Here is a 23,083-nt window from a genome sequence, read left to right as displayed (position 1 = left end):
AGTGCGGCGCCGCCGCTCGGGGCAGTCTGCGGGACAGGGGGCAATTTCGGTGACTCACTCTCTGGTGCGGACGCCGCACGGCGACGGGAAGGGGACGGACGGCTGTGAGCTGATGCCCAGTCACCACCATCCCGGATGCGCGGCACCCGCCGTACCACTCTCACCGAATCTCCCCAGTGACCCGGCCGGCCGGTGTGCGTGGCAGGATGAGGGCGTCCCGCAGGCCGCTGCCGGACCGTGCGGACAGAGGGAAGGACAGGGCCCGGCGTTGAGCGAGAATCAGAACCTGCTCGCGGAGCAGCGGCGTGCGCTCATCCTCGACGATGTGCGCAAGCGCGGCGGGGTCCGGGTCAACGAGCTGACCCGCAAGCTGAGCGTCTCCGACATGACCATCCGCCGGGACCTGGACGCGCTGGCGCGCCAGGGCGTCATCGAAAAGGTGCACGGCGGTGCCGTGCCGGTCGTCGAGGCGAGCACGCACGAGCCGGGCTTCGAGGCCAAGTCGACGCTGGAACTCAGCGCCAAGAAGGACATCGCTCGCGCGGCCGCCGCCATGGTGGTGCCCGGCAGCGCGATCGCACTTTCCGGCGGTACGACCACGTTCGCGCTGGCCGCGCATCTCCTGGATGTACCGGGGCTGACCGTCGTGACGAACTCGGTCCGGGTCGCCGATGTGTTCCACAGCGCGCAGTGGCCGACGGCGACGGGTGGCGCACGGGCCGGTGCGGCCACGGTGGTGCTCACCGGCGGGGTGCGTACGCCCTCGGATTCGCTGGTCGGCCCGGTCGCGGACCGTGCGATCGGCTCTCTGCACTTCGATGTGCTCTTCCTCGGCGTGCACGGGATCTCGGTCGAGGCGGGCCTCTCGACGCCGAACCTCGCGGAGGCCGAGACGAACCGGCGCTTCGTACGGGCTGCCCGGCGGGTCGTGGTCGTAGCCGACCACACCAAGTGGGGCACGGTGGGGCTGAGTTCATTCGCGACGCTCGACGAGGTGGACGCTTTCGTCACGGACGCCGGCCTGCCGGACGACGCACGCCAGGAGATGGAGGAGCATCTTCCGGGGCTCATGGTGGCCGGCGAGGCTTCGGAGCGGTAGTCCGCCGCGACGGGTCCGGATCCTCCGCTCCCGGCTCCTGGGGCCCGGACGTCCTAAGCTTAGGATCGGGACGTGGCCGTTTTCCGCATCGAGCGTTTCTCGCCCCTCCCCGCCGCCGAGGCGTGGCGGCGGGTGACGGACTGGGAGCGGCACGGCGACACGGTTCCGTTCACCTCCATCACGGTCCCGACTGCGCCGCCCACGCGGGCCGGCACACTCTTCGTCGCCCGCACCGGTCTGGGTCCGCTGGGTTTCGACGATCCGATGGAAGTGGTCCGGTGGACGCCTCCCGCGTCGGGGCGAGCCGGCCTGTGCAGGCTGGAGAAGCGGGGCTCCCTGGTGCGTGGCCGGGCCTCGATCGATGTGTGTCCGACGGGGTCGGGCTCGCATGTGATCTGGGTCGAGGAACTGCGCGTACGGCTACTGCCCCGCTGGGCCGATCCGGTGCTGGCCGGGGCGGGCCGCCGGGTCTTCGGGCGGGCCCTGCGCATGCTGCTCGACGACTGACCGCACGAGGGGCGGTGCGTGGGCCGGTGAGGTATCCCGGATTCATGGGCTTGTGGCAATGGACCGACAGGCTGCGGGACGGTGACCGGCCGCGCAGGGTACTCGTCGCGGCGCCGTTCGTCCTGATCGCTGTGGTGACCGTGATCGACATCAACGTTCCGCCCGAGGTTCATCTCGGGCCGTTCCTCGTGGCGGCACCCGCGCTCACCGCGTCGTTCGCGGGGCCGCGCCTGACGGCGTTCGTCGGCGGGGTCGCGGTGCTGGCCCAGGCGATCGTGGCCGTCACGCGCTCCAGCATCACCGACCTGAATCACATGTACCAGATCGTCGCCCTGTTCCTGATCTCGGCGATCGTCACGTTCTTCGCCCACCTGCGGGTGCGCGACGCGGCGGAGACGGTGCGGCTGCGGACCGTGGCCGAGGCGGCCCAGCGCAGTGTGCTGCGGCCCCTGCCCCAGCGCAGCGGTCCGCTGCGCCTCGCCTGCGTCTACCTTGCGGCCGAGGAGGGGGCACAGCTCGGGGGCGACCTCTACGCCGCCGCGCGGACGGATCGCGGGACACGTCTGATCATCGGCGACGTCCGGGGCAAGGGCCTCGACGCGATCAGCGGCGCCGCCGGGGTGCTGGGCGCCTTCCGCGCGCTGGCCCGCCAGGAGGAACACCTGCCCGATCTGGTCGCCCGCCTGGAGACCGGTGTCGCGGCCCACCGGATCGATTCGCTGAACGAGAGCGAGGACCGGACCGAGGAGCACGACATCGCCGAGTCCTTCGTGACGGCGGCCGTGCTGGACGTCTCCGACAAGGGTCCCGATCTGCGGCTCGTCAGCTGCGGGCACCCACCGCCCCTGCTGCTGCGGCAGGGGCGGGTACGGGCGCTGCACGCGACGGAACCGGGGCCGCCGCTCGGGGTCGGCCCCCTGGCGGGGGCCGGCCCCACCGAGGACGTGTTCGCCTTCCGCCCCGGCGACACGCTTCTGCTCTACACCGACGGGGTCACCGAGGCGCGCGACCCGTCCGGGCGCTTCTACCCGCTCGCCGAGCGCGCGGCCTCGTGGACCGGCCTCGGACCCGAACTCCTGCTGGAGCGGGTGCGCACGGACCTGCTGCGACATGCGGGCGGCCACCTGGGCGACGACGCGGCCGTCGTCGCGGTCGAACGCCTTCCCGACTCAGGATGACCAGCCCGCAGCGACCGGCCCGTGGTGACGGTCCCGCGATGGCGCGCCCGGCATGACAGGCCACCGGCCGGATCAGGCCGGCCAGGTGCCGGTGGCCAGAAAGTGGTCGATCGTCTCCATGTACGGCCGGATGTCCATGTCCTGATCGCCGAGCCACGAATCGGAGTAGTACTTGTCGAGGTAGCGGTCGCCCGGGTCGCAGAGCAGTGTGACGACGCTGCCGGTGCTGCCCCGTGCGACCATCTCGGCCACCAGCCTGAACGCGCTCCACAGCCCGGTTCCCGTCGAGCCGCCGGCCTTGCGTCCGATGGTGCGCTCCAGCACCCGGACAGCGGCGACGCTCGCCGCGTCGGGCACCTTCATCATCCGGTCGATGGCTCCGGGCACGAAGCTCGGTTCCATCCGGGGGCGGCCGATGCCCTCGATGCGTGAACCCCGGTCGCTCGTCGCCAGCTGATCGTGCCGGGTCCAGCCGTCGAAGAAGCAGGAGTTCTCCGGATCGGGCACGCAGATGCGTGTGTCGTGCTGCATGTAACGGACGTAGCGCCCGATGGTCGCGGACGTGCCACCGGTCCCGGCGGTGGCAACGATCCAGGCGGGCTCCGGATACCGTTCCATCCGCAGTTGCTGGTAGATGGACTCGGCGATGTTGTTGTTGCCCCGCCAGTCGGTGGCACGCTCGGCGTAGGTGAACTGGTCCATGTAGTGTCCGCCGGTCTCTGCGGCGAGGGCCGCCGACTCCTCGTACAGCCGGCGGGCGTCGTCGACGAAGTGGCACTGCCCGCCGTGGAACTCGATCAGGCGGCACTTCTCGGGGCTGGTGGTGCGCGGCATCACCGCGACGAACGGCACACCGATCAACTTGGCGAAGTACGCCTCCGATACGGCCGTCGAGCCGCTGGATGCCTCGATGACCGGTTTGCCCTTGCGGATCCAGCCGTTGCAGAGTCCGTAGAGGAACAGCGACCGGGCCAGCCGGTGCTTGAGGCTGCCGGTGGGGTGCGTCGACTCGTCCTTGAGGTAGAGGTCGATGTTCCAGTGCTCCGGCAGCGGGAAGCGCAGGAGGTGGGTGTCCGCCGAACGGTTGGCGTCGGCCTGGACCTTGCGTACGGCTTCCTTGAGCCACGCCCGGTAGTCGGGGTCGCTGCGGTCGGTGTCCACGGTCGCCATGACGTCACCGTCGGATCTCGGCTCACTGGTGTCCATCAGCGGGGTCTCCTTCGGGTGACTGAGGTGCTCCGGAGGCCCCACGATATTCCCCCCACCTGCACAAACGTTTACTTTGACAGCTCATAGCCCTCCCTTGGCCCACGTGTCGCGGAGTCCCGCCGTCCGGCCGGCACAACCGCCCGGAACCGGCCTCGTCGCGGTCTGGTGCGCACGCCCGCGGCCGGGCAGACTTGCAGAAGCCGGCACAAGGGGGGCGAAGTCGTCATGGCCGAAACAGAATTCAGCGCGGCGGAGTTCGACACTGCCGAGTTCGTCGCGAACGACGTCAGGATCCAGCGGTGGGCGCGGTCGCTCACCCGGGCGGGGCAGGTGATCGTCAAGGACGGGCGGCTGGCGCTGCTCACGAGCAACGGCCGGGAGATCGACAGCGCACCGCTGTCGGCGGTGAGCGCCGGGAAGGCCTGGTTCCTGTCGGCCGACTCCGCGATCGCACGGCTCAACGGGGTCCGCTACCGGCTGACGATGGGGCAGCGCAACCGGAGGCCGGGCGGGGCCCTTCCGGTACGCAGATTCCTGGAGACGCTGCGGAGCGCCGCGGGACGGAGGTCCTGACGCCGGGGGTCGTCCCGGCGTGAACGTCGCACGTGGCCGCGGGCCCCGATTCGGCGGACGGCCTCGACGCCGTGCCCGCTCCGGGAGTTGCACGGGCACCGCGGACGCTGCGGCACGCTGTGGACACCGCGAGTTGCGGAGCCCAATCCCCTGAGTCACGCTGGTCACACGTCACTGATGGTGCACCGGTGGTGACAGCGAAAGCCGCCGCCGGAAGCCGCCAGGGCGGACCACGCATGACCAGAAACAGCAGTCAGCCATCTGCTGGATCCGCTTCTTCGTCTTCTTCCGGACCTATTTCGGGGAGTCGCAGCCGTGATCAGCGAGCCAAGCAGGCACTGCGCGGTGGAGCTCCAGGCCCTGCCGTCGCGGATCGGTCAGGTCCGCAGAATCATTTCGGCGCAACTGCGCTACTGGCATCTCGATCCTCTGATCGACCATGCCGCGCTGGGTGTCACCGAACTGCTGACCAACGTCCACCGGCATGCACAGCCGGACAAATCGTGCACCGTCGAGATCGAGCTGCTGCTCGACCGGCTGACGGTCTCCGTCCACGACCACGACCCCCGGCTGCCGACCGTGTGCGACGCCGACTCGTCCGCCACCTCCGGGCGCGGACTGGCGATGATCGCCGCGGTCAGCGAGAGCTGGGGCATGCGACCGAGCGATGACGCGGGGAAGGTCATCTGGTTCACCCTGCCCGCCCCATCCTTCACCACCGCCCTGCCCACCCTCCCGGTGTACGGGTCGACGACCGACGGCCCCTTCACCACGGACGTCGTGGGGCTCCTGGAGCCGACAGCGGTACGAAAGCGGGCCCGGTCGACCGTGGTCGGCTGACAGGCCCGGCGGCGCGGTTCGCGGGCACCCCGACGGAGCGCATCGCCACAAGCGCGCCGGTCCCCGGACCGGCGCGCTCCTGCGCGTCGCGCCTTCACCCGATCCAGGGCCCGGGCCCGGGTCCTGGCCCGGGTCCTCCGGTGAGCAGACGGCCGGCCCCTGCCCGCTCCGCGAGCCGGTCGTGTCCCGCCAGAGGGCCGGCTTGTCAGGCCAGGGCCGCGAGCGGGTCGTCGAGCACGGGCTGCCAGGCCAACTCGGCAGCTCCCACCAGGCTGTTGTGGTCGAGCGTGCAGGCGAGGATGGGCACACTGCCGCTGCGGCCCCAGAGGCTGCGGTCCGCGACGACGGCCCTGAGCCTCTCCGGGTCGGCCTCCAGGAGGTCGCGGTGCAGCCCGCCCAGGATGATCCGGTCCGGGTTGAGAATGTTGACCAGGCCTGCGAGACCGAGGCCGAGCCGGTCGATCAGCTCCTCGGATGCCGCCCGCACAGCCGGGTCGTCGTACTCGGCGCGCAGAAGGTCGCCGGACTGCTTGAGCAGGGACTCCTCGGGGCCCGGTTCCCGGCGGGCGGCGGTGAGGAAGGCCAGCGGGTCCGTCTCGACGTCGAGGCAGCCACGTCCGCCGCAGTGGCACGGGCGCCCCTCGGGGTTCACCGTGAGGTGCCCCACCTCAAGGGCGAGCCCCGAACTCCCCGTGTGCAGACGCCCGTCCAGGACGAGCGCACCTCCCACGCCGCGGTGACCGGTGGCGACGCACAGCAGGTGCTGCGCGCCGAGTCCCGCGCCGTGCCGGTGCTCGGCAAGGGCGGCGAGGTTGACGTCGTTCCCGGTGAAGGCGGGCTCGTGGATGCCCACCTCGCGTACGCACGCGGCGAAGATCTCCCGGACGGGCGCACCCGCGGGCCAGGCGAGATGCAGCGGGTTCAGAGCCGTGCCCTCGGGTTCGGCCACGGCGGAGGGTACGGCGAGCCCTGCACCGACGCAGCGCAGTCCGCTCTCGCGCAGCAGCCGGGCACCGGCCTCGACGACCTCGCCGAGCACCTGGGCGGGGTCGGCCATGACGGCGACGCAGCCGGGGGCGGTGGCCACGATCCTGCCCCCGAGCCCCACGAGTGCGGCCCGGAAACCGTCGGAGTGCACCTGGGCGGCGAGGGCCACCGGGCCGCTGTCCAGGACGGAGAGGCGGTGCGAGGGGCGGCCCTGCGAACCGGCCGCCGACCCCGGGCTCGAGTCGACCTTGATGAGCCCGAGCGCTTCGAGTTCGGCGGCCACCGCACCGGCGGTGGCACGGGTGACGCCGAGTTCGGAGGTCAGCACGGCACGAGTGGGGGCACGCCCGGTGTGGACCAGCTCCAGGGCGGGCCCGAGCGCGCTGCGGCCCCTCTCCAACTTCGTCCGCGTGGTGGTCGACTTGCCGTTCATGGGGGCGAGTCTCCCATGATCCGGAGCCACTGCCGACGCCGCGGCATCCAGCGGCGTTCACCGGCCGGTCACCGTGACGACCCTGTTCCACGCGCCGCCGAAAGGTCGCTGTCCCTCGGCTACGGCGGGATGGTCCTGGGGCCGCCGGTGATCGGATTCCTCACCGGCCGGTGCTGGCACACCCGCAGGGCGCCTGACGCTCTGGGACGATCACCGCCGTGGAGATTTCGGATCACCTGGCGTCGCCGGGGCGCGACAGCCCACGCGCAGGCCCGGGGACGCCGCGGACGCCCGCCCGGGCAGGGCTTCTTGTCGCCGACCGTCACTCCTGTGACACTCCGGGTATGCAACGTCGCACTCAGGCCCAGCGGGACGCCGCAACCATCGAGACCGGCTACGCCCTGCTGAGCGGAGCCTTCGTGGCCGTCGCCACCTTCATCGGAGTGTCACTTCCCGCGTTGGTCCTCGAACTCCCGGTCACGGGCGAGCGTCTGCTGCTCCGGACCGGCGCCGCACTGGGCGCCGCGGCGTTCGCCGTCCGCGTGGTGCATGTGCTCCGGCGGTTCCCGCTGGGGCCCGTGGCCCAGGACGAACACCCGGCTCAGCCGAGCCGGCCGGGGCATGCGAGCTCCGACTCGTAGGCGGGCACGACCAGTTGGGACCGGCCCTGGTGCACAGCTTGACCGTGGCGCGACTGACGTGTGTCTCGGCGGTGAGGTGGCCGGCCACGAGCCGGCGGGCGATCGCCTCGTCGGACGGTGTCGGGGGTCGCCCGGCTGCGCCTTCCGGCCCGGGCGCCGGCTCCCGCGTCAGGTTCGCCCGCGGCTGGTTCTCGTACCCCGTCCGCGCAGGAGTCCGACCGAGTGCCCGAGCTCCTCGGCAGCCCGCCGGAAGAACGGCTCACGGTCCTCCACGACCCGGTGGAACTGACCGAAGAGCTCGAAGGAGATCAGCCCGAAGAGCTGTGCCCATGCCGCGATGAGGGCCGTGACCACGGCGGGCGGGAGGTCGGGTGCCAGCTCGTCCGCCATGCGTTCGGCCTCGGGGCGCAGGTCGGCGTCGAGCGAGGGGGCGGCAAGTCCATCGTCACTGTGGGCCTCTCGTACGACCCCCATGAACACGAGGCCGACCCGGGATGCGGGGCCGATGGTGTCCTGGGGCGCGATGTAGCCGGGGACGGGAGAGCCGTAGATCAGCGCGTACTCATGCGGATGGGCGAGAGCCCAGTCACGGGCGGCGCATGCTACCGCCGCCCATCGGGCGGGGTGACCGCCCGACGTACCACGCGCCACCTCCCACGCGGCCTCCGCAGCTTCACCCACCGCGTCGTAAGCATCGATGATCAGGGCCGTCAGCAGGTCGTCACGGCTGGGGAAGTAGCGGTAGAGCGCGGAGGAGGCCATGCCGAGCTCCCGGGCGACGGCGCGCAGGGAGACTTTCGCCGCGCCCTCCGCGGCGAGCTGCTTCCGCGCCTCGTCCTTGATCGCCGCGGTGATTTCGATACGGGCACGTTCTCTGGCTCCTCGGATGGTGCTCATTGCTTCAGCGTGCCATGAAAGCAGAGCACCGGACAACAAAGAGAGCACCGCTCTTGCTTTGGTGCGCCGCACCAGTGCACACTGATCTCAAGCGAGAGCACCGCTCTCCCAATGTCTCTCTCCACGGCAGGGGCCCACCGATGTCGCAGCAGCCGTACTACCTCCAGGCCAACGCCTTCGTCCAGCGGATGAACAGCATCGTCGGCTGGCTCGCACGCCACGGCGTCAGCCTTCTCGGATCCGCCGAGATGTCCGTAAGGGGTCGCAAGAGCGGCCGGATGCAGCGCATCCCCGTCAACCCCCACCACTACGAGGGCGTCCAGTACCTGGTCTCCGCCCGCGGCCACTCGCAGTGGGTACGCAACATGCGAGTGGCCGGCGGCGGGGAGCTGAAGGTGGGCCGGAAGGTCCACGTGTTCACAGCGGTGGAGATCGCGGACGACGAGCAGAAGGTGCGGATCGTCCGCGCCTACCTGAAGCGCTGGGGCTGGGAGGTCAACCAGTACTTCCAGGGCGTCACCGTGAAGTCGACCGACGCCGAACTCCTGGCCGCCTGCCCGGACCACCCGGTCTTCCGGATCACGGTCGAGGGCTGACCCCGTCCGCTCCCCGCCGGTCCATCGCATGCAGTGCCCGCTGTGCCAGCGGATGCGAACGGACCAGCTCCGCCAGCGAGGTCGTTCCACGGGTGATCCCGGCGAACGCGTTCCAGGCGGGACGGAAGCCCGTCAGCACAGCGTGCAGGAGACCGGGACGCCGCTCGAACAGCCGGAGCATGCGGCGCCCGACGCTCATCTCCACACCGAGTCCGGCCTTGATGGCGAACGCGTAGTTGAGCGCCTGCCGGCGGGCGTCGACCGCGTCGTGCGACTCGGCGATCCGCACCGCCCATTCACCGGCGAGCCGCCCGGACCGCAGAGCGAAGGAGATGCCCTCCCTCGTCCAGGGTTCCAGCAGCCCGGCGGCGTCACCGCAGACCACCACCCGGCCGCGTGAGAGCGGCGAGTCGTCGCTCCGGCACCGGGTCAGATGGCCGGAGGAGACAGTCGGCTCGAAGCCGGCGAGGCCCAGCCGGCCGACGAAGTCCTCCAGATAGCGCTTCGTCCCCGCGCCGTCACCGCGCGCCGAGATGACGCCGACGGTCAGCGTGTCGCCCTTGGGGAAGACCCAGCCGTAACTCCCGGGCATCGGCCCCCAGTCGATGAGCACCCGGCCGGCCCAGTCCTCGGCGACCGTCGCGGGCACCGGAATCTCCGCCTCGAGGCCGAGGTCGACCTGGTCGAGCTTCACCCCGACATGGGCTCCTATGCGGCCGGCGCTGCCGTCCGCACCGACGACGGCACGGGCGAGAACCGTCTCACCACCGGCCAGCACCACGGCGACGGTACGGCGGTCCGGTACGGCGGGGCCGTGCTGCTCCACCCGCGTCACCGTGGCACCCGTACGCAGCTCGGCGCCCGCCTTCTGCGCCTCCTGCACCAGACCGGCGTCGAACTCCGGCCGGTTGATGAGCCCGAAGAGCATGCGCCTGGACCTGCGGGTCCGGGACAGCTTCCCGTTGAGCGAGAAGGTCACCGCGTGGATCCGGTCCTTCAGGGGGAGTTCGAACCCCGGAGGCAGGGAATCCCGCGAAAAGCCGATGATTCCGCCCCCGCACGTCTTGTACCGGGGGATCTCCGCCTTCTCCAGCAACAGCACCCGCCGCCCCGCGACGGCTGCCGCGTACGCCGCGGAAGCTCCGGCCGGACCCGCGCCGACCACGACGACGTCCCATACCCACGACTCTTGCGGTACCGACGACGACTCTTCCGGCTCACGTCCGGCGTCTGCGTTCTCGCTGCTCACGATGTGCTTCTGCTCCCGATCCGACCAGTGACCCCAACTGCTCACGGCATCCTACGGCGCGGCGCGGCCGAGCTCCTCTGTGGGAGGATCAGCCATGAATTCGTCGTACACGCAACGTCGTACCCATGGCGTCGCACACGGTCGCGCCGACACCGCGCCATAGTCCTAACGTCGCACCCACCAGGAGCGTGCCCATGACCGCCCGTCCGATTTCCGAGACCGTTGCCTCGCTGATGCCCCGTGCCAAGGCGGAGCTGACCGAGCTGGTGGCTTTCAGGTCGGTGGCGGACCCGGCGCAGTTCCCCAGAAGCGAGTGCGAGGCTGCGGCCGGCTGGGTCGCCGACACGCTGCGGGAAGACGGCTTCCAGGACGTCGCCCTCCTCGACACCCCCGACGGAACCCAGTCGGTGTTCGGCTACCTGCCCGGACCGGCAGGCGCGCCCACTGTGCTGCTCTACGCCCACTACGACGTGCAGCCGCCGCTGGACGAGGCTGCGTGGCTGTCCCCGCCGTTCGAGCTGACGGAGCGCGACGGCCGCTGGTTCGGCCGGGGCGCCGCGGACTGCAAGGGCGGACTCATCATGCACCTGCTCGCCCTGCGCGCCCTCAAGGCGAACGGCGGCGTCCCGGTCTCCGTCAAGGTGATCGCGGAAGGCTCGGAGGAGCAGGGCACGGGCGGGCTCGAACGGTACGCCGAGGCGCACCCCGAGCTCCTGGCCGCAGACGCGGTCGTCATCGGCGACACCGGGAACTTCCGGGTCGGCCTGCCCACCGTCACGGCCACGCTGCGCGGTATGACCATGCTCCGGGTGCAGTTGGACACCCTCGCGGGAAATCTGCACTCGGGTCAGTTCGGCGGCGCGGCCCCGGACGCCCTGGCCGCGATGATCCAGTTGCTGGCGTCCCTGCGGGCCGAGGACGGCACGACGACGGTGGACGGCCTCACCGCGGACGCCCGGTGGGACGGGCTGCAGTACCCCGAGGACGAGTTCCGCAAGGACGCCAAGGTCATCGACGGCGTGGAACTGATCGGCACGGGTACGGTAGCCGACCGGATCTGGGCGAGGCCCGCGGTCACCGTCGTAGGCATCGACTGCCCGCCGGTGGTCGGAGCCACCCCGTCCCTCCAGGCGAGTGCCCGGGCCCAGATCAGCCTGCGGGTGCCGCCGGGCCAGGACGCCGTCGAGGCCACGAAGCTGCTGACCGCCCACCTCGAGTCGCACGCGCCCTGGGGAGCCAGGGTCACCGTCGAGCAGGTCGGCCACGGGCAGCCGTTCCGCGCGGACACCGACAGCCCCGCGTACACGTCGATGGCCGAGGCCATGCGGCTCGCCTACCCCGGCGAGGAGATGCAGGTCTCGGGCATGGGGGGCTCCATTCCGCTGTGCAACACCCTGGCCGGACTGTATCCGCAGGCGGAGATCCTGCTGATCGGGCTGAGTGAGCCCGAGGCCCAGATCCACGCGGTGAACGAGAGCGTGTCCCCCGAGGAGCTCGAGCGGCTCTCAGTCGCCGAGGCGCTGTTCCTGCAGAAGTACGCGGAGTCCAAGGCGGTCTGACAGCGTGCCCGCGCCGCCGCGTGCCAGGCCGGCGGCATGACCGCGTCGGCGCGGGTGACGTACCGGCGGGGGTGGCGTGCCCTGAATCGACCGCGCGCCTCCCACGCTGCGGTTCGACGCAGGTGACCGGCGGCGGACCGCCGGAGGCTAACCGCCCACCGGCACGCCCGCCTCCAGGTTCAGCACAGTGGCCCGCTCTCGGGCACGCAGCGCCCAGCGCAGCCGCTCGAAGCGGGTGGGAGGCAGCAGGCCTGCCGCCTCCTCCTCGGTGACGAACCGCCAGCCCCGCAGCTCGGACCCCGGCAGGAGCAGCTGTGCGGCCTCCCCCGCGCGCAGCCGACCGCCGTCGAAGAGGAAGCGCAGTCCTCCGTACGCCGGCGGTCTGGGCGCCTCCCAGTCGACGACCAGGAGCGTGGGCACCGTCTCAAGGCTCAGCCCGAGTTCCTCGGCGACCTCCCGTACTCCGGCCTGCGCCGGCGCCTCACCGCGCTCCACCACTCCGCCGGGGAACTCCCAGCCGGGCTTGTAGGTGGGGTCGACGAGCAGGACCCGGCCCTGCTCGTCGAAGAGGAGTACCCCCGACGCAACGGTCTCGGCACTCGGTGGGGGGGTCTGCACGATGCCGCACTCCCTGGCCTGACCGCTGCTCAGGGCCTCGGCGATGCGTTCGGCCGTCCCGTGCGCAGTGAGCGCGCTGGTGTCGATGGTGTGGGCGTCGGCCTTGATCCAGCCGAGCGCCGCCCGGTAGGCCTCGATGTGCTCGTAGGCCCATTCCCGGATGCGCTCACTGTGCCCAGGGTCGTCAGCGAACTCCTCGCGCTCGGCGATCCGTTGCCGCAGGATCGTTTCCTCTGCTGACAGCAGCACATGCCGAACGGGTATGCGCCGGGAGGCGAGTTCGCCGAATATCTCGTCCCGGTAGTCCTGCCTCAGCAGGGTCATCGGCACCACCAGCACCCCGGACAGCTCGGCGAGCAGTGCGGCGGCCGTGTCGACCACCAGCCGCCGCCAGATCGGCAGGTCCTGGAAGTCGGTCACCTCCGCGAGTTTCTTCTGGGGCAGCATCCGGCGCAGTCCACCGCCGATCAGCTCGGGGTCGTACAGCGTGCTGTTCGGGATCAGATCGATCAGTTCGCAAGCGGCGCTGGTCTTGCCCGCGCTGAACGCACCGTTGATCCAGACGATCACGGGTCCCCCTCTTCCGTAGCCCCCTGTGGCTTGCCCGCAACACCCCGCTGCGGAAACCCCGTGGGGGCGGTGCGGTTGCGCCGGGGCGGCAGCCGGGAGCGTCCCACTGTACGAGCGCGTGCGGCCGTGCGGCCCGTAACGGGGGACGGCGGGCGTCGTTGGAGCGGATAGCCACAGGAACGACGAACGGGGGTGCGCGGTGCGCCGCACGGTACTCGAGCAGTTTCCCGCAGGGGGGCCGCGGGGCAGCCGGCCCGCGGAGGAGTTCGCCGCCGCACGTCGCGGCGAGGGGTTGGCCGCGGAGGTCGTGATGGATCTGGAAAAGGACGCGTTCCTCGTGGTGGTGCCCCAGCAGACGGCGGACCGGGGCCGCAGGCCACGCTGATCCGGCACTGCAGGGCTGCTGAGCCGCCTCGCCCCCTGGCACCCGGCTCCGGACCTACTGCCTGGCCGCGGCCCGTACCCCGTTCACCGCGGCGGGCCGGAGGATCGAGGCCGCGGCCGCCGCGCCCACCAGCCCAGCGTCCGTGCCCATCACCGCGGAGGTCACCGTGAGGCCCTGGACGAAGGAGAGCGTGGCGTAATCGCGCAGAGCCTTGCGCAGCGGCGCGAAGAGCACCTCACCGGCACCGGCCACTCCCCCGCCGATCACCGCGATGTCGATGTCCGCCAGCGTGGCGGTGGCGGCGATCCCGGCGGCCAGTGCCTGGGCGGCTCTGCCGAAGGAAGCGACCGCGACCGGGTCCCCGGCCCGCGCCGCGGCGGCCACCGCCGCCGCCGTGTCGTCGCCGTCGGGTCCCGGACGCCAGCCGTTCTCCAGGGCGCGCCGGGCGATGTTGGGCCCACTGGCGATGCGTTCCACGCACCCACGCGCGCCGCACGGGCAGAGGTCGCCGTCCAGGTCGACGCTGATGTGACCGATGTGACCGGCGTTGCCCGAAGGGCCGGGGTGGAGCTTTCCGCCGAGGACGAGCCCGCCACCGACTCCGGTGGACACGACCAGGCACAGCGCGTTGTCGTAGCCGCGGGCGGCGCCGAGCCAGTGCTCGGCCGCGGTCATCGCGACCCCGTCGCCGACCAGCGAGACCGGCATCCCGCCGGTCGCGGCGGCGACCCGGTCGACCAGCGGGAAGCCGCGCCAGCCCGGGACGTTGACCGGGCTGACCGTGCCTGCGGAGGCGTCGACGGGGCCCGCGCTGCCGACGCCGACCGCGCTCACCCGGTGCCACAGGGGGGAGGCGGTCAGTTCCGACAGGACGTCACCCACGGCACCCATGACCGACTCGGCACCTTCCCGCGCGGGGGTCGGCCGCTGCGCGCGTACGAGGAGGGACCCGCTTCCGTCCACCAACGCGCCGGCGATCTTGGTGCCGCCGATGTCGAGCGCGGCGACGAGGTCGGTATGCATCGGTGTGGACTCTCCGGAGGGGTGAGGGGCAGGACCTGCGACTTCGGTCGGGGGTCCTCCCCAGTCTCCATTCTGTTGACAACGTTGTCCAGGCCCTATGCTCGACGCCACAGCTTCCGGACCTCCCCGGCACCGCGGGAGAGTCGCCCGAAACACCCGTTCCCGACGACAGGACAGCACACCGTGGCCGAGACCACCCGTCATCCCGAGTCCCGCTACGGCAACAGGCCGACCATGAAGGACGTGGCGGCCAGAGCCGGAGTGGGCCTCAAGACGGTCTCCCGCGTGGTGAACAGCGAACCCGGGGTCACTCCCGACACGGAACGCCGCGTGCAGGAGGCGATCGACGCCCTGGGCTTCCGCCGGAACGACAGCGCGCGGGTTCTGCGCAAGGGGCGCACCGCCTCCATCGGCCTGGTCCTGGAAGATCTCGCCGACCCCTTCTACGGGCCGCTGAGCCGCGCCGTGGAGGAGGTGGCCCGTGCCCACGGGGCCCTGCTGATCAACGGCTCCAGCGCCGAGGACCCGGACCGCGAGCAGGAGCTCGTCCTCGCACTGTGCGCCCGCCGGGTCGACGGACTGATCGTGATTCCCGCGGGCGACGACCACCGCTATCTGGAGCCCGAGATGAAGGCCGGCATCGCCACCGTCTTCGTCGACCGCCCGGCGGGCCGGGTCGATGCTGACATGGTCCTCTCGGACAGCTTCGGTGGCGCCCGCGAGGGCGTCGCTCATCTCGTGGCGCACGGCCACCGCCGGATCGGCTTCGTCGGCGACCAGCCGCGCATCCACACCGCGACGGAGCGGCTGCGGGGCTACCACGCGGCCCTGACGGAAGCCGGGATAGAGGTTCAGGACTCCTGGGTGTCCCTCGGACCGACCGACCCCGACCGGGTGAGGGCAGCCGTGGAGACCATGCTGTCCGGCCCCGAGCCGGTGACCGCACTCTTCTCGGGCAACAACCGGGTGACCGTCACCGCCGTACGCGTCCTCGCCGAGTGCGACCGCCGGATCGCGCTGGTCGGCTTCGACGACATCGAGCTCGCCGACCTGCTCGGCATCACGGTGATCTCGCAGGACGCCGCGGCGGTCGGCCGGACCGCGGCGGAGCACCTGTTCCGCCGCCTGGACGGCGCGGGCCACCCGCCGGCCAGGGTGGAGCTCCCGACCCGGCTGATTCCCCGCGGCTCGGGGGAACTGCCGCCGGCCTGATGTCGCTTACGGCGCCTTCACGGTCAGCGCGCCGCGGCGCGGCGACGCGAAGGTGTCGACGTCTTCCCGGGTCAGACCGGTCGCCGTCTCGACCTCCGCGGCGTCCAGGGCGCCGCAGTCGATACCCCGCAGCAGATAGCCGCTGAGCGCCTTGGCGGTGGCCGGCTCGTCCATGACGTCGCCGCCGGCCTTGGCCACGTAGGCGGCGAGCCGGGAGGCGGCCTGGCCCAGCCCCTCGCGGTAGAAGGTGTATACGGCCGCGTAACGCGTGGGCAGGTGGCCCGGGTGCATGTCCCAGCCCTGGTAGTAGGCGCGGGCCAGAGCGCGGCGGGTGAGGCCGTGGTGGAGGCGCCAGGCGTCGTGGACCTGCTGGACGGATCCGACCGGGAGCACGTTGGTGGAGCCGTCGCAGACGCGCACTCCGGTACCCGCGGCGGCGACCTGCATGACGGCCTTGGCGTGGTCGGCGGCGGGGTGGTCGCTCGCCTGGTAGGCCGGGCTGACGCCCACGCAGGCGCTGTAGTCGAAGGTGCCGTAGTGCAGGCCGGTCGCCCGGCCACGGGCGGCGTCGATCATGCGGGCGACGGCGGCGGTGCCGTCGGCGGCGAGGATCGACTGGCTGGTCTCGATCTGGATCTCGAACCCGAGGCGCCCGGCAGGCAGACCGTGAGCCTGCTCGAAGGCCTCCAGGATCCGCACGAAGGCGGTGACCTGTTCGGGGTAGGTCACCTTGGGCAGCGTCAGGACGAGCCCGTCAGGAAGGCCTCCGGCCCGCATGAGGCCGGTCAGGAAGATGTCCGTTGTGCGGATACCGCGGTCGCGCACGGCGGCTTCCATGCACTTCATGCGGATGCCCATGTACGGCGCGGCCGTCCCGTCGGCGTACGCCTCGGCGACCAGCCGGGCCGCGCGGGCCGCGGCCTCGTCCTCCTCGGCGTCCGGACGCGGCCCGTAGCCGTCCTCGAAGTCGATCCGGATGTCCTCGACGGGCTCGCGCTCCAGCTTGGCGCGAACACGGTCGTAAACGGGCGCTGCGAGCTCCCGCGGAATCCCGAGGACCGAGGCGAAGGTGCCGGCGTCGGCGGCGTGCTCGTCGAGCGCCGCGAGGGCCCGGTCGCCCCAGCTGCGGATGGTGGTCGCGGTGAAGGCGTCGGCGGGTACGTAGACGGTGTGGACCGGCTGGCGCGTCCCGGGGTCTCCCGGGTAACGGCGGGCGAGTTCGGCGTCGACACCCGCGAGGGAGGCGCTGATCTCCTCACCGACCGCGCCGGCGAGGCTCGTCGCCACCTTCTCCTGCTGACCCATGGCCGTACCCTCCAGTGTCGCTACTTCCGCTTCCCGGAATCTTTAATCCGCATAGTGAAGTTATAAGTCTCCCGGTTCCTCGTCAATGGTGATCGGAAACGGCCTGGGGCCGCGCGGTGGAGAACACCACGCGGCCCCAGGCCGTCGTACGGGCAAGACTTCCGCCGGGTCAGCCCTTGCGGGACTTGACCTCGTCGGTGAGCTGCGGGACCACGGCGAACAGGTCGCCGACGACGCCGTAGTCGACGAGGTCGAAGATGGGCGCCTCGGCGTCCTTGTTGACCGCGACGATGGTCTTCGAGGTCTGCATGCCGGCGCGGTGCTGGATCGCGCCGGAGATGCCCGAGGCGATGTACAGCTGCGGCGAGACGGACTTGCCGGTCTGGCCCACCTGGTTGGTGTGCGGGTACCAGCCGGCGTCGACAGCGGCGCGCGAGGCACCGACAGCCGCACCGAGGGAGTCGGCGAGCGCCTCGATGATCGCGAAGTTCTCCGCACCGTTGACACCACGGCCGCCGGAGACGACGATCGCGGCCTCCGTCAGCTCCGGGCGCCCGGTCGACTCGCGCGGCGTGCGCGAGAGGACCTTGGTGCCGGTCGCCGTCGCGGAGAAGGAGACCGCGAGGGCCTCGACGGCACCCGCGGCCGGGGCGGCCTCGACGGCGGCCGAGTTCGGCTTGACCGTGATGACCGGAACGCCCTTGGAGACACGGGACTTCGTGGTGTACGAGGCGGCGAACGCGGACTGCGTCGCGACCGGCCCCTCGGCGCCGGCCTCCAGGTCGACGGCGTCGGTGATGATGCCGGAGCCGATGCGCAGCGCGAGGCGAGCGGCGATCTCCTTGGCCTCCGCGGAGGAGGGAAGGAGCACGGCCGCCGGGGACACCGCGTCGTAGGCGGCCTGGAGGGCGTCCACCTTCGGTACGACGAGGTAGTCGGAGAACTCCGGAGCGTCGGCGGTGAGCACCTTGACCGCACCGTGCTCGGCGAGTGCGGCGGCGGTGTCGGCCGCACCGTTGCCGAGAGCGACGGCGACCGGCTCGCCGATGCGGCGGGCGAGCGTCAGCAGCTCCAGGGTGGGCTTGCGGACGGCACCGTCCACGTGGTCGACATAGACGAGAACTTCAGCCATGGGACTTCAATCTCCTGCGTGCGAGGTGGTGCGGGGCGGTGGAGGGGACGACCGGGGCTCAGATGAACTTCTGGCCCGCGAGGAACTCGGCCAGCTGCTTGCCGCCCTCACCCTCGTCCTTGACGATCGTGCCCGCCGTGCGAACAGGACGCTCGGCCGCGGAGTCGACCGCGGTCCAGGAGCCGCCCAGCCCGACCTCGTCCGCCTCGATCTCGAGGTCCTCGAGGTCCAGGGACTCGACCGGCTTCTTCTTGGCCGCCATGATGCCCTTGAACGACGGGTAGCGGGCCTCGCCCGACTGGTCGGTCACGGAGACCACTGCGGGGAGGGCCGCCTCGAGCTGCTCGCTCGCGGTGTCACCGTCGCGGCGGCCCCTGACCGAGCCTCCCCCGACCGAGACTTCGGAGAGCAGCGTGACCTGCGGGACGCCGAGGCGCTCCGCGAGCAGCGCCGGAAGGACGCCCATGGTGCCGTCCGTCGACGCCATGCCGCAGATGACCAGGTCGTAACCGGTCTTCTCGACGGCCTTGGCCAGCACCAGCGAGGTGCCGATGACGTCGGTGCCGTGCAGGTCGTCGTCCTCGACGTGGACGGCCTTGTCGGCGCCCATCGACAGCGCCTTGCGCAGCGCGTCCTTGGCGTCCTCGGGGCCCACCGTGAGCACGGTGATCTCCGCGTCGTCCGCCTCGTCGGCGATCTGCAGTGCCTGCTCGACGGCGTATTCGTCGAGCTCCGACAGCAGACCGTCGACGTCGTCACGGTCCAGGGTCAGGTCATCGGCGAAATGCCGGTCGCCGGTGGCGTCGGGCACGTACTTCACACAGACAACGATCCTCAAGCTCACGCCGGCTCTCCTACTGCATCGTCATTTCTGGGCTGCCTTGTTGCACGCAGCATAGGCGCCTCATCGGGCGGTTCCCGGTCGGGAGACCGTGCCCCCAGCTGAATATTACTCGCCAGTACACCCAGTACGTTACCCATAAGCAAGCGCTTGGAACTGTGACGTAGCCAACCAGGCCCGCCCCTGCACCGTCCCGCTCGCCCTCAGTCTCGCAGAGCCGTGAAACGGCCTTGGTGGTAGACCAGCGGCCTGCCGCCCCCGGACGGGTCCCCCGACTCCACCTCGGCGATCACGATGCGGTGGTCGCCCGCCGGAATCCTGGCCACCACACGGCAGACCAGCCATGCCACCACCCCGTCGAGCAGGGGCACGCCCTCCGGCCCCCCGCGCCAGCGGGTGGCCGGCCCGAACCGGTCGGCACCGCTGCGGGCGAAGGTCGCCGCGAGTTCCTGCTGGTCCTCGCCGAGCAGGTGCACGCCTATGTGCTCCGCCTCCCCGACGACGGGCCAGCTGGAGGACGCCGTGCCCACCCCGAAGGAGATGAGCGGCGGTTCGGCGGCTACGGAGTTGAGGGACGTCGCCGTGAAGCCGACGGGCTTGTCACCCGCGGCCGTGATCACCGCCACTCCCGCGGCGTGCTGCCGGAACACGGATCGCAGGAGCTCGGGTACAGCTGTCCGGGGAGTGCCGAGGCTGGGCGAGGCCGTCATGGAGAAGTCCTTCTGGGAGAGTGCGTACGGGGCCGTGGGCAGGCCAGGCACCCGGACAGCGCGCACCCGCGTGGCGCACGAGGTCGACGTGGACCCGCCGGGCGAGAAGGAGTTCCGGCGGCATGTCGTCAGACTGACGATTCGTTGTGTACACAGTCAAGTGCGTCCCGTCATGTGGGAGATGCGTCACGGCCTGTCACATCGCCTGCCCCAGCGCGGCGACGACATCCGCGGTGCGCGGCTGCCCCGTCGCCCGCCGGACCACGCGGCCGGCCGCATCGAGCACCAGGACGGTGGGCGTCCGGCTGATGCGAAGGCTGCGGACCAGCTCGAGACGGGCCTCGGCGTCGACCTCGACGTGCACGACCCCCTCGACCATCCCGGCAACTTCGGCAAGGACGCGCCGGGTAGCACGGCACGGCTGACAGAACGCGCTCGAGAACTGCACGAGGGTCGCCCTGTCCCCGAGTTCCGCACCCAGTCGGGCCGCGTCCAGTGTGCCGTCGGCCTTCGGCCCGTCCATCCCTGATCCCCTCCCGGAGCTCTGCGCAGAACGTCAGCACCCGGCGGGCGTATTACATTCCCGGAGGTTTCACGTGACGAGAATCTCTCGCCAGGGGGCCTTTGGGGCTGGCCACGGCGTCGCGCATGGGGCACCATCGCCACAATGCCGAAAACCTACGGCTGCGTAACTTCCGCGGGGGGAACCCTCCCCAGGCATTGACGAAGGGTCTTCATCCAGATGGCAGAGCTCGTCTATCGGCCGGTCATCGGCGCCGCACGCACGCTGTTCAAGGCGCTCGACCTGAAGATCGACACCCAGGGTTCGGAGCACATCCCGAAGACCGGTGGCGCGGTTCTGGTCAGCAACCACATCAGCTATCTGGACTTCATCTTCTCCGGACTCGGCGCCCTGCCGCAGAAGCGGCTCGTCCGCTTCATGGCGAAGGACTCGGTGTTCCGCCACAAGGTCTCCGGCCCCCTGATGCGCGGCATGAAGCACATCCCCGTGGACCGGGCGCAGGGCGAGGACGCCTACGCGCACGCACTCGCGTCCCTGCGCTCGGGTGAGATCGTCGGTGTGTTCCCCGAGGCGACCATCTCGCAGTCGTTCACGCTCAAGAGCTTCAAGTCGGGCGCGGCACGGCTCGCCCAGGAGGCAGGCGTGCCACTTGTCCCCATGGCGCTGTGGGGTACCCAGCGCCTGTGGACCAAGGGCCGCCCGCGCAACTTCAGGCGCAGCCACACCCCGATCACGATCCGCGTGGGCGAGCCCATGGAAGCGCCTGCCGACCAGTACGCGGGCGCGATCACCCGCCGGCTGCGCGAGCGGGTCCAGGAGCTCCTCGAAGCCGCACAGCGGGCCTATCCCGTACGCCCCAAAGACGCCACCGACACCTGGTGGGTACCGGCGCACCTCGGCGGTACGGCTCCGACAGCTGCCGAGGTCCGCGAGCACGGCTGACGACGCCGCACCCACGCGTGCCCGGGCGAAACGTCACGCCGCCGGACGGAGCGTGAGCGCACGCCCGGGCCGGGCGACTCCGTGAGGCGCACCCGGCTCCGGGGCGCCGCTCCGGTCGTCTCCTGGCCGCTCACCGGCCGGCACGGCGGCCGTCGGACATGGCGATGCGGTCGAACGGAACCCTCTCCGTTCGACCGCATAACCGGCTCCGCCCTAGCGGGCCATTTCCTCCTTGAGCGCCAGCACGAAGGCGTCGACGTCCTCCTCGCGGGTGTCGAAGGAGCACATCCAGCGCACGTCGCCGGCCTTCTCGTCCCAGAAGTAGAACCGGAAGCGCTTCTGCAGCCGCTCGCTCACCTCGTGCGGCAGACGCGCGAAGACGGCGTTGGCCTGCACCGGATAGAGGATCTCCACCCCGTCGACCGTCCGGACCCCGTCGGCGAGCCGCTGGGCCATGGCGTTGGCGTGGCGCGCGTTGCGCAGCCACAGGTCCCCTGCCAGCAGCGCCTCCAGCTGGACCGAGACGAAGCGCATCTTGGAGGCGAGCTGCATCGACAGCTTGCGCAGGTGCTTCATGGCACGCACCGAGTCCGGGTTCAGGACGACGACGGCCTCACCGAAGAGCGCGCCGTTCTTGGTGCCGCCGAAGGACAGCACGTCGACGCCGACCGTGTTGGTGAACGTACGCATCGGCACGTCCAGTGCCGCGGCGGCGTTCGCGATCCGGGCACCGTCGAGGTGCACCTTCATGCCCCGCTCGTGGGCGTGCTCGCATATGACGCGGATCTCGTCAGGGGTGTAGACGGTGCCGAGCTCGGTGTTCTGGGTGATCGACACGACCTGCGGCATCGCACGGTGCTCGTCGTCCCAGCCGTACGCCTCGCGGTCGATGAGCTCAGGGGTCAGCTTTCCGTCCGGCGTGGGCACGGTGAGCAGCTTCAGCCCGCCCACACGCTCCGGCGCGCCGCCCTCGTCCACGTTGATGTGGGCGGACCCGGCGCAGATCACCGCACCCCAACGGTCGGTCAGCGCCTGAAGGGCGGTGACGTTGGCCCCGGTGCCGTTGAACACGGGGAAGGCCTCGGCGGTGGGGCCGAAGTGGCTGTGCATGACCCGCTGCAGATGTTCCGTGTAGTCGTCACCGCCGTAGGCGACCTGATGGCCGCCGTTGGCGAGGGCGAGGGCCGCGAGTACCTCGGGATGCACACCGGCGTAGTTGTCACTGGCGAAACCGCGTACCTGCGGATCGTGATGACGTCGCGCGTCGGTCCTTACGGTTGCGGGGTCAGCCACAGACGCTTTCCGTTCAATTCTCCGGCGGGCTTGTCCCAGACACCGGCGATGGCCTCGGCCAGCTCCTGGACGTCCGTGAAGCCCGCGAACTTCGCATTGGGCCGCTCGGCACGCATCGCGTCGTGCACCAGTGCCTTGACCACCAGGATGGCAGCAGCGGCGGTCGGGCCCTCGTCGCCCCCCGCCTTGCGGAAGGCGTCGGCGAGTGCGAGCGTCCATGCCTCGGCCGCCGCCTTGGAGGCGGAGTAGGCGGCGTTGCCCGCAGTGGGACTGCTGGCTCCCGCCGCACTGATCAGCACGTATCGGCCCCGGTCGCTGCGCCCCAGGACGTCATGGAAGGCCAGCGAGGTGGACTGGACGGTCCGGATCAGGAGCTTCTCGAGGAAGTCCCAGTCGGCCAGGCTGGTCTCGGCGAAGCCGGAGCTGCCGCGCCAGCCCCCGACGAGGTGGACCAGGCCGTCGACACGGCCGAATTCCTTCTCCGTCTTGAAGGCCCAGTCACGGGCCGCCGCCGGGTCGAGCAGATCGACGGTGTCGCCGGTGACGGTCGCCCCGCCGTGCGCGTACCGCGCGGCATCGACCGCTTCGGCCAGCCGCTCGGGGTTCGCGTCGGACGCGACCACGGTCGCGCCCGCCTCGGCGAGCCTGAGCAGCGTCGCCCGCCCCGCCGGTCCCGCCGCTCCGGCCACCGCGACGACCGCTCCTTCGAGCGCGCCGCTGTCGGCCCTTACTGTTGCGTTCATCGCCACCGCCTCCTCAGA

24 protein-coding genes are annotated in these 23,083 nt (G+C 71.2%); 11 read left to right on the top strand and 13 right to left on the bottom strand.

Translation table 11 applies throughout. The features are described 5' to 3' along the window. Positions 1-268 precede the first annotated feature (268 nt). From ACFU5K_RS02980 to ACFU5K_RS02970, 3 genes are all read left to right on the top strand, one after another. On the top strand, positions 269-1,099 hold the full coding sequence (locus tag ACFU5K_RS02980; protein ID WP_384055949.1) for a DeoR/GlpR family DNA-binding transcription regulator: 831 nt from the start codon (positions 269-271) through the stop codon (positions 1,097-1,099). Positions 1,100-1,171: 72 nt separating this feature from the next. Further along, a complete protein-coding gene (locus ACFU5K_RS02975; protein WP_384055946.1) occupies positions 1,172-1,606 on the top strand; it encodes an SRPBCC family protein in 435 nt (144 codons plus the stop codon). A gap of 44 nt (positions 1,607-1,650) precedes the next feature. Then, positions 1,651-2,784, top strand: a complete 1,134-nt coding sequence (locus ACFU5K_RS02970; RefSeq protein WP_384055944.1) for a PP2C family protein-serine/threonine phosphatase — start codon at positions 1,651-1,653, stop codon at positions 2,782-2,784. Between the two features lie 72 nt (positions 2,785-2,856). Here ACFU5K_RS02970 and ACFU5K_RS02965 read toward each other — a convergent pair whose 3' ends face one another. Then, positions 2,857-3,990 carry a PLP-dependent cysteine synthase family protein gene (locus tag ACFU5K_RS02965; protein WP_384055942.1) on the bottom strand — a complete coding sequence of 378 codons (1,134 nt, stop codon included), beginning with the start codon at positions 3,988-3,990 and terminating at the stop codon, positions 2,857-2,859. Positions 3,991-4,218: 228 nt separating this feature from the next. Here ACFU5K_RS02965 and ACFU5K_RS02960 point away from each other — a divergent pair, with 228 nt between their 5' ends. Then, positions 4,219-4,566 carry a hypothetical protein gene (locus ACFU5K_RS02960; protein ID WP_384055939.1) on the top strand — a complete coding sequence of 116 codons (348 nt, stop codon included), beginning with the start codon at positions 4,219-4,221 and terminating at the stop codon, positions 4,564-4,566. Between the two features lie 315 nt (positions 4,567-4,881). Further along, positions 4,882-5,406 (top strand): ATP-binding protein, encoded by a 525-nt coding sequence (locus ACFU5K_RS02955; protein ID WP_384055937.1) that lies wholly within the window; start codon positions 4,882-4,884, stop codon positions 5,404-5,406. Between the two features lie 205 nt (positions 5,407-5,611). On the opposite strand, the gene ACFU5K_RS02950 is transcribed toward ACFU5K_RS02955, so the two are convergent. After that, positions 5,612-6,826 (bottom strand): ROK family protein, encoded by a 1,215-nt coding sequence (locus tag ACFU5K_RS02950; protein ID WP_384055934.1) that lies wholly within the window; start codon positions 6,824-6,826, stop codon positions 5,612-5,614. A 344-nt stretch (positions 6,827-7,170) separates the two neighbouring features. Between ACFU5K_RS02950 and ACFU5K_RS02945 the strand changes: the two genes are divergently transcribed. Then, positions 7,171-7,467, top strand: coding sequence for a DUF6332 family protein (locus ACFU5K_RS02945; RefSeq protein WP_384055931.1), 297 nt, complete (start codon positions 7,171-7,173; stop codon positions 7,465-7,467). A gap of 168 nt (positions 7,468-7,635) precedes the next feature. On the opposite strand, the gene ACFU5K_RS02940 is transcribed toward ACFU5K_RS02945, so the two are convergent. Beyond that, a complete protein-coding gene (locus tag ACFU5K_RS02940; RefSeq protein WP_384055928.1) occupies positions 7,636-8,364 on the bottom strand; it encodes a TetR/AcrR family transcriptional regulator in 729 nt (242 codons plus the stop codon). 140 nt (positions 8,365-8,504) lie between these two features. Between ACFU5K_RS02940 and ACFU5K_RS02935 the strand changes: the two genes are divergently transcribed. Beyond that, positions 8,505-8,960 carry a nitroreductase/quinone reductase family protein gene (locus ACFU5K_RS02935; protein ID WP_384055926.1) on the top strand — a complete coding sequence of 152 codons (456 nt, stop codon included), beginning with the start codon at positions 8,505-8,507 and terminating at the stop codon, positions 8,958-8,960. On the opposite strand, the gene ACFU5K_RS02930 is transcribed toward ACFU5K_RS02935, so the two are convergent. Beyond that, the gene (locus ACFU5K_RS02930; RefSeq protein WP_384055923.1) at positions 8,944-10,209 is read right to left on the bottom strand and encodes a geranylgeranyl reductase family protein; all 1,266 of its coding nucleotides are present in this window, start codon (positions 10,207-10,209) and stop codon (positions 8,944-8,946) included. The genes ACFU5K_RS02935 and ACFU5K_RS02930 overlap by 17 nt on opposite strands. A 194-nt stretch (positions 10,210-10,403) precedes the next feature. Between ACFU5K_RS02930 and ACFU5K_RS02925 the strand changes: the two genes are divergently transcribed. Next, a complete protein-coding gene (locus ACFU5K_RS02925) occupies positions 10,404-11,768 on the top strand; it encodes a dipeptidase (RefSeq protein ID WP_384055920.1) in 1,365 nt (454 codons plus the stop codon). 147 nt (positions 11,769-11,915) lie between these two features. On the opposite strand, the gene ACFU5K_RS02920 is transcribed toward ACFU5K_RS02925, so the two are convergent. After that, positions 11,916-12,956 carry an NUDIX domain-containing protein gene (locus tag ACFU5K_RS02920; protein WP_384055917.1) on the bottom strand — a complete coding sequence of 347 codons (1,041 nt, stop codon included), beginning with the start codon at positions 12,954-12,956 and terminating at the stop codon, positions 11,916-11,918. A 199-nt stretch (positions 12,957-13,155) separates the two neighbouring features. On the opposite strand from ACFU5K_RS02920, the gene ACFU5K_RS02915 reads away from it, so the two are divergent. Continuing rightward, positions 13,156-13,341, top strand: a complete 186-nt coding sequence (locus ACFU5K_RS02915; RefSeq protein ID WP_384055914.1) for a hypothetical protein — start codon at positions 13,156-13,158, stop codon at positions 13,339-13,341. A gap of 54 nt (positions 13,342-13,395) precedes the next feature. Here the strand turns inward: ACFU5K_RS02915 and ACFU5K_RS02910 are convergent, their stop codons facing one another. After that, positions 13,396-14,364, bottom strand: a complete 969-nt coding sequence (locus ACFU5K_RS02910) for an ROK family protein (protein WP_384055912.1) — start codon at positions 14,362-14,364, stop codon at positions 13,396-13,398. Positions 14,365-14,547: 183 nt separating this feature from the next. Between ACFU5K_RS02910 and ACFU5K_RS02905 the strand changes: the two genes are divergently transcribed. After that, positions 14,548-15,576, top strand: coding sequence for a LacI family DNA-binding transcriptional regulator (locus ACFU5K_RS02905; protein WP_384055909.1), 1,029 nt, complete (start codon positions 14,548-14,550; stop codon positions 15,574-15,576). Between the two features lie 6 nt (positions 15,577-15,582). On the opposite strand, the gene ACFU5K_RS02900 is transcribed toward ACFU5K_RS02905, so the two are convergent. The 5 genes from ACFU5K_RS02900 to ACFU5K_RS02880 form a co-directional block, all read right to left on the bottom strand. Then, a complete protein-coding gene (locus ACFU5K_RS02900) occupies positions 15,583-16,881 on the bottom strand; it encodes a DUF6986 family protein (RefSeq protein WP_384055907.1) in 1,299 nt (432 codons plus the stop codon). 169 nt (positions 16,882-17,050) lie between these two features. After that, entirely contained in the window at positions 17,051-18,013 is a 963-nt protein-coding gene (locus ACFU5K_RS02895; RefSeq protein WP_384055904.1) for an electron transfer flavoprotein subunit alpha/FixB family protein, read from the bottom strand. A gap of 58 nt (positions 18,014-18,071) precedes the next feature. Beyond that, complete coding sequence (locus tag ACFU5K_RS02890; protein ID WP_384055902.1) at positions 18,072-18,857, bottom strand: electron transfer flavoprotein subunit beta/FixA family protein; 786 nt, start codon at positions 18,855-18,857, stop codon at positions 18,072-18,074. A gap of 200 nt (positions 18,858-19,057) precedes the next feature. Next, positions 19,058-19,564, bottom strand: coding sequence for a flavin reductase family protein (locus tag ACFU5K_RS02885; RefSeq protein ID WP_384055899.1), 507 nt, complete (start codon positions 19,562-19,564; stop codon positions 19,058-19,060). A 196-nt stretch (positions 19,565-19,760) separates the two neighbouring features. Beyond that, positions 19,761-20,087, bottom strand: coding sequence for a TlpA family protein disulfide reductase (locus ACFU5K_RS02880; protein WP_384055896.1), 327 nt, complete (start codon positions 20,085-20,087; stop codon positions 19,761-19,763). Between the two features lie 219 nt (positions 20,088-20,306). Here ACFU5K_RS02880 and ACFU5K_RS02875 point away from each other — a divergent pair, with 219 nt between their 5' ends. Beyond that, on the top strand, positions 20,307-21,029 hold the full coding sequence (locus ACFU5K_RS02875; protein ID WP_384055892.1) for a lysophospholipid acyltransferase family protein: 723 nt from the start codon (positions 20,307-20,309) through the stop codon (positions 21,027-21,029). 213 nt (positions 21,030-21,242) lie between these two features. On the opposite strand, the gene ACFU5K_RS02870 is transcribed toward ACFU5K_RS02875, so the two are convergent. Continuing rightward, the gene (locus tag ACFU5K_RS02870) at positions 21,243-22,322 is read right to left on the bottom strand and encodes a threonine aldolase family protein (RefSeq protein ID WP_384055889.1); all 1,080 of its coding nucleotides are present in this window, start codon (positions 22,320-22,322) and stop codon (positions 21,243-21,245) included. After that, on the bottom strand, positions 22,301-23,065 hold the full coding sequence (locus tag ACFU5K_RS02865) for an SDR family NAD(P)-dependent oxidoreductase (RefSeq protein WP_384055886.1): 765 nt from the start codon (positions 23,063-23,065) through the stop codon (positions 22,301-22,303). Before ACFU5K_RS02865 ends, ACFU5K_RS02870 begins: the two co-directional genes overlap by 22 nt. Positions 23,066-23,083: the final 18 nt, after the last annotated feature.

It is taken from the genome of Streptomyces sp. NPDC057428 (assembly GCF_042803195.1).
Taxonomy (GTDB): domain Bacteria; phylum Actinomycetota; class Actinomycetes; order Streptomycetales; family Streptomycetaceae; genus Streptomyces.
The sequence above is the reverse complement of the archived record's forward strand: the minus strand, read 5'-3'. Positions and strand labels throughout refer to the sequence as shown.

Excerpts from the sequence above, each read along its gene's own strand:
- ACFU5K_RS02970 (WP_384055944.1), top strand. The coding sequence starts at position 1,651 with ATGGGCTTGTGGCAATGGACCGACAGGCTGCGGGACGGTGACCGGCCG.
- ACFU5K_RS02965 (WP_384055942.1), bottom strand. The coding sequence starts at position 3,990 with ATGGACACCAGTGAGCCGAGATCCGACGGTGACGTCATGGCGACCGTG.
- ACFU5K_RS02960 (WP_384055939.1), top strand. The coding sequence starts at position 4,219 with ATGGCCGAAACAGAATTCAGCGCGGCGGAGTTCGACACTGCCGAGTTC.
- ACFU5K_RS02950 (WP_384055934.1), bottom strand. The coding sequence starts at position 6,826 with ATGAACGGCAAGTCGACCACCACGCGGACGAAGTTGGAGAGGGGCCGC.
- ACFU5K_RS02945 (WP_384055931.1), top strand. The coding sequence starts at position 7,171 with ATGCAACGTCGCACTCAGGCCCAGCGGGACGCCGCAACCATCGAGACC.
- ACFU5K_RS02940 (WP_384055928.1), bottom strand. The coding sequence starts at position 8,364 with ATGAGCACCATCCGAGGAGCCAGAGAACGTGCCCGTATCGAAATCACC.
- ACFU5K_RS02935 (WP_384055926.1), top strand. The coding sequence starts at position 8,505 with ATGTCGCAGCAGCCGTACTACCTCCAGGCCAACGCCTTCGTCCAGCGG.
- ACFU5K_RS02925 (WP_384055920.1), top strand. The coding sequence starts at position 10,404 with ATGACCGCCCGTCCGATTTCCGAGACCGTTGCCTCGCTGATGCCCCGT.
- ACFU5K_RS02910 (WP_384055912.1), bottom strand. The coding sequence starts at position 14,364 with ATGCATACCGACCTCGTCGCCGCGCTCGACATCGGCGGCACCAAGATC.
- ACFU5K_RS02900 (WP_384055907.1), bottom strand. The coding sequence starts at position 16,881 with ATGGGTCAGCAGGAGAAGGTGGCGACGAGCCTCGCCGGCGCGGTCGGT.
- ACFU5K_RS02895 (WP_384055904.1), bottom strand. The coding sequence starts at position 18,013 with ATGGCTGAAGTTCTCGTCTATGTCGACCACGTGGACGGTGCCGTCCGC.
- ACFU5K_RS02885 (WP_384055899.1), bottom strand. The coding sequence starts at position 19,564 with ATGACGGCCTCGCCCAGCCTCGGCACTCCCCGGACAGCTGTACCCGAG.
- ACFU5K_RS02880 (WP_384055896.1), bottom strand. The coding sequence starts at position 20,087 with ATGGACGGGCCGAAGGCCGACGGCACACTGGACGCGGCCCGACTGGGT.
- ACFU5K_RS02875 (WP_384055892.1), top strand. The coding sequence starts at position 20,307 with ATGGCAGAGCTCGTCTATCGGCCGGTCATCGGCGCCGCACGCACGCTG.
- ACFU5K_RS02865 (WP_384055886.1), bottom strand. The coding sequence starts at position 23,065 with ATGAACGCAACAGTAAGGGCCGACAGCGGCGCGCTCGAAGGAGCGGTC.